The organism is Terriglobales bacterium (assembly GCA_035487355.1).
GTDB lineage: Bacteria > Acidobacteriota > Terriglobia > Terriglobales > Acidobacteriaceae > QIAW01.
Genome location: DATHMF010000049.1, coordinates 1 through 2,942, shown reverse-complemented (window position 1 = coordinate 2,942; position 2,942 = coordinate 1). Strand labels below are relative to the sequence as shown.

Sequence of the window (2,942 nt, the reverse complement as noted above, 5' to 3'; positions counted from 1 at the left end):
TAGAAACCGCGCAGTTCCCCGCTCGCGTCCCGCACCAAAAGCAATGGCTCACCTTGAAGTTCCGCGGTGAAGAAATCGCCGGTGTTCCTAAGTTGATTGCCGTGTCCCACGACCTGCCAGGTCCGCGCGAAGATCCGTTCTTTCTCCAGCTCAAAAATGCTAGTGTCTGTGTAGAACTGTGCTGGGAGAGACCAAGCTCGAGAAATGTCGGGCTCGATGTGAAGGCTGTCGACGGGGATGCTCATGGAGATAGACGGCAATTGTAAGACAACAGTGGCGAGCCATTCTCTGCTGTGGCCACGATTTGAGCCCGTCCCAAATTGACACAAATTGTCAACCCCGCCCGCCACAATGTGACACGCTTGACCCTTGAAGATGAATTTGAGCAGAATTACCTGGGTAACCGAAGATCGTGAGATCATTGGAAATAAAGCAGGTAGACTCTGGAAGCGATGGTTCCAGGTGACCTTCGGCCCTGGCCGCTAAAATGCGAACATATTCGGCAATTGGGTCTATTGAGACCAAAATTTCTGATCATGGAGAAGAGGGAAACGAGAGATGCGTAAACAAAAGGGCTTTTCACTAATTGAGTTGTTGATCGTGGTCGCGATCATTTTGATCATCGCCGCGATTGCTATTCCAAACTTGCTGCGTGCACGTATCGCAGCCAACGAGTCGTCTTCGGTAAGCTCGCTGCGAACCTTGAACACGGCCCAAGTGACCTATTCAACGGGCTTTCCCACTGTGGGCTTTGCTCCTACCATCGCCACCCTGGGACCTGGTGGACCGAACACAGTGTGTCCTGCTGGTGGCCCGGTTGTGGGTAATGCCTGCTTGATTGACAGCGCTCTATCCAACGCCACGGCCGTAGCAACTGCGAAGAGCGGCTACTACTACAACATGGGCGTTACTGCGGCTGCCGGTGTCAACTTGCAGTACGCGATCGGAGGCGCTGCGGCGGCGTTCAACGTGACCGGAGTACGCGGCTTCTGCACGCAGGAAGACAACGTAATCAGGTTCGTGACGCCTCTGAATGGTCCGCCAATCACCACCAACGCGGCGTGCCAAGCCTATACCCTGTTGAACTAGGCTGAGCGGAATTTGGCAGAGTACCTGGGGGAGGGTACCAAGGCCATGGGGCACCGGAGGATAATCCGGTGCCCCTTTGCATTTTGCAGGCTTCTCGGCTAGTAACCGTTCCGCTTGCTTCACTCGACTATGGCAATTTGTCGCCTTTGGGCGACAAATCCTGTCTTCTGGTCAGCGGATTCTTGTTCGGATCTCAGCCAAAGAAACCCAAGTTGTTGATTTGCTTCATTTGCCCACGAACTACGGTAATTTCGCATGTTCTTCGACTGGCGAACAAAGTGCTACATCCTTATGGGGAATAGGACGCTCCCATTGAAAGGGCGAGGATGAGGCGAGACAGAGGATTTTCACTGATCGAGTTGCTGATCGTCGTGGCGATAATCCTGATTATCGCGGCGGTGGCCATTCCCAACCTCCTGCGGGCACGTATTTCAGCGGATGAGGCGTCTGCTGCAAGTTCGGTACGTAAGATAGCGACCGCGGAGTACGCCTACAACGCATCGTATCCTAACGTGGGGTTTGCCGTTGATCTGGCGAGTTTGGGCGGACTGGCGGTTTGTACTCCCACCTCGGCTACTGCGTGCATACTGGACAGTGTTCTAACCACCGGAGTGAAAACTGGATATACTTTCCTGGCTGCAGGATTCTCGCCGGGTGGAGGTGGGAATACTTCCTTCGTAACCTCATCGGCTCCCCAGAACTTCAATATCACCGGCGTCCGCAACTTCTGTATTGTGACCGACGGAGTGTTGCGAATCGACCCGGGCGGCGCGCCCCCAGCCGCTGATGTCCCGACCTGCACCGCCTATCCGATGCGGCAATAGAGGCAGCAAAACACCTCGGCAGCAGAGCCGCCAAGAGAGTGCCGACAACAACCGGAAGCTTCGGTGTTTTGAACTTCGGTAATCACTGGTGCAACTTCCGCCTGCCTCGATTTTGCATATAATTTGTAGGCACACAATGCGACTAATCTAATACCTGCCATGGCCGCAATTGAAATCCTTGGATTAGAAAAAATTTACAGCGTCGGCTTTTGGCGCAAGAAGCCCAAATGCGCCTTGAAGCCTCTCCACCTGACTGTGGAGGAAGGCGAAATTTTCGGCTTCCTGGGACCGAATGGCGCAGGGAAGACAACCACCCTCAAACTTTTGATGGGTCTGGTTTTTCCCACTGCTGGTTCAGCGCGCATTCTGGGTATGGAAGTCAGCGATTCCAGGATGAAGGCGCAAATTGGCTTTCTTCCCGAACAGCCCTATTTTTACGATTACCTTACCGCCCTTGAGCTGCTCAATTACTACGGACAACTCTCTGGAGTGGCGCCGAAAGAGCGGTCACGCAAGATCGATGAAGTACTGCAACGGGTAGGATTGCCCGACGTAGGCGGAGTGCAGTTGCGCAAATTTTCCAAAGGTATGTTGCAGCGGGTCGGGATTGCACAGGCCATTCTGCACGATCCCAAACTTGTCTTCTTTGACGAACCCATGTCCGGGCTGGATCCCATGGGACGCCGCGAAGTCCGTGACCTGATGGAGCAGCTCAAGCAGGAAGGCAAGACGGTTTTCTTTTCTACTCACATCCTGTCAGATGCTGAAGCGCTGTGCGATCGCGTCGCTATTATTCATCAGGGCGAGTTACGGGGAGTGGGAGCCGTGGCCGAACTCACCTCCAGCATCCACGGCAAAGTGGAGATCGTTTGGCAAGGGACGGTGGTACCGTCCTCGCTGCGGGCGCTGGGCGCGGAGTGCCACGTAACTGGGGACACGGTGCGTGCCGTGCTCTCGGAAGCTAATCAGGATAGCGCGATTGAGGCGTTGCGACGGGAACGGCTGCGGCTGATCTCGGTGATCCCGGTA

The 2,942-nt window shown here is 54.7% G+C and carries 4 protein-coding genes; 3 read left to right on the top strand and 1 reads right to left on the bottom strand.

Annotated features, from left to right (window positions below):
- Nucleotides 1-245, bottom strand: a 245-nt coding sequence (locus VK738_10630) for a hypothetical protein (protein ID HTD23101.1), incomplete at its 3' end; no start/stop codon positions are given.
- Nucleotides 246-558: 313 nt separating this feature from the next.
- Between VK738_10630 and VK738_10625 the strand changes: the two genes are divergently transcribed.
- From VK738_10625 to VK738_10615, 3 genes are all read left to right on the top strand, one after another.
- Complete coding sequence (locus VK738_10625) at nucleotides 559-1,089, top strand: prepilin-type N-terminal cleavage/methylation domain-containing protein (protein ID HTD23100.1); 531 nt, start codon at nucleotides 559-561, stop codon at nucleotides 1,087-1,089.
- 326 nt (nucleotides 1,090-1,415) lie between these two features.
- The gene (locus tag VK738_10620; GenBank protein ID HTD23099.1) at nucleotides 1,416-1,913 is read left to right on the top strand and encodes a prepilin-type N-terminal cleavage/methylation domain-containing protein; all 498 of its coding nucleotides are present in this window, start codon (nucleotides 1,416-1,418) and stop codon (nucleotides 1,911-1,913) included.
- Nucleotides 1,914-2,072: 159 nt separating this feature from the next.
- A partial coding sequence (locus VK738_10615; GenBank protein ID HTD23098.1) for an ABC transporter ATP-binding protein occupies nucleotides 2,073-2,942 on the top strand: 870 nt, incomplete at its 3' end.

Bases quoted from the DNA above. Each gene is read 5' to 3' on its own strand.
- VK738_10625 (HTD23100.1), top strand. From the start codon at position 559: ATGCGTAAACAAAAGGGCTTTTCACTAATTGAGTTGTTGATCGTGGTC.
- VK738_10620 (HTD23099.1), top strand. From the start codon at position 1,416: ATGAGGCGAGACAGAGGATTTTCACTGATCGAGTTGCTGATCGTCGTG.